The 1,218-nt window shown below is 75.3% G+C and carries 1 protein-coding gene; it reads right to left on the bottom strand.

The genetic code is table 11. From position 1 onward, the window contains the following. The coding region (locus FOE67_RS26200) for an ATP-dependent DNA helicase RecG (protein WP_182667305.1) at positions 1 to 1,218 on the bottom strand (1,218 nt) is incomplete at both ends.

Raw genomic sequence — 1,218 nt, 5'->3', positions numbered from 1 at the left:
CCCCGGCCCCACCGGGCTCCCCGGCCGTCCCGGCCCGCCCGGGGCCGTCGGGATCGGGAACGGCCGCGGAATCCCCCTCCGGCCCGTCACCGATCCGGGGGCAGACCACGTACGCCTGTCGCCCGGCGGCGACCTCCTCCCGCACCCGCTCCCAGGCGCGCCGCAGGAAATGCGGTTTGTCGTCGGCGGGAACGACATGCGTGGCGATCGGCGAACGCCCCTCCGGCAACTGGTCCAGTACCGAGGTCTCCAGATCACCGAAGACGGTCATCGCGACGGTGCGCGGGATGGGGGTCGCGGTCATCACCAGCAGGTGAGGGGGGTATTCGGCCCGGGAGCGCAGGGCGTCGCGCTGCCGCACACCGAAACGGTGCTGTTCGTCGACCACCACCAGGCCCAGGTCGTGGAAGCGCACCCGGTCCTCGATCAGGGCGTGGGTGCCGATGACCAGACCCGCCTCCCCGGTGGCCGCCTCCAGCAGCGCCCGGCGGCGGGCCGGCGCCCCCATGGAGCCGGTCAACAACGTCACCCGGGTGCCGCGCTCGGCACCGCCCAACAGGCCGCCCTCCGCCAGATCTCCCATCATCTCCACGATCGAGCGGTGGTGTTGCTGGGCCAGCACCTCGGTGGGCGCCAGCAGGGCCGCCTGGCCCCCGCTGTCCACCACGCCGAGCATGGCCCGCAGCGCCACCAGTGTCTTGCCGCTGCCCACCTCGCCCTGGAGCAGCCGGTGCATGGGGTGGTTCGCGGCCAGATCGGCGAAGATCTCCTCCCCCACCCGGCGCTGCCCCTCGGTGAGGGTGAAGGGCAGCTTGGCGTCGAAGGCGGCCAGCAGGCCGTCGGGCGCGGGACGGCGGGGCACGGCGGGCAGCCGGGCGTCGGCGTGGCGCCGCCGGGCCAGGGCCACCTGGAGCACGAAGGCCTCGTCCCACTTCAGGCGCCGACGGGCCGCCTCCACCTCGGCACGCCCGGAGGGCCGGTGGACCCGCCGCAGGGCCTCCGGCAGCGGCGGGAGGTCGTGGTCGGCCCGCAGCCGGGGCGGCAGCGGGTCCTCCACGCCGGCCCAGCCGTCGGCCTCCAGGGAGGCGAGCACGGTGTCCACGGCCTTGGCGATCTTCCAGGACTCCATCTGCCGGCAGGCGGGGTACAGCGGGATGAGCCGTGCCGTGAAGGCGGCGACGGCATCCGCCTCGTCACCCCCGGCCCCCTCGTCGCCCC

Source organism: Streptomyces calidiresistens (assembly GCF_014141525.1).
In the GTDB taxonomy this organism is placed as follows: domain Bacteria; phylum Actinomycetota; class Actinomycetes; order Streptomycetales; family Streptomycetaceae; genus Streptomyces; species Streptomyces calidiresistens.
The sequence above is the reverse complement of the archived record's forward strand: the minus strand, read 5'-3'. Positions and strand labels throughout refer to the sequence as shown.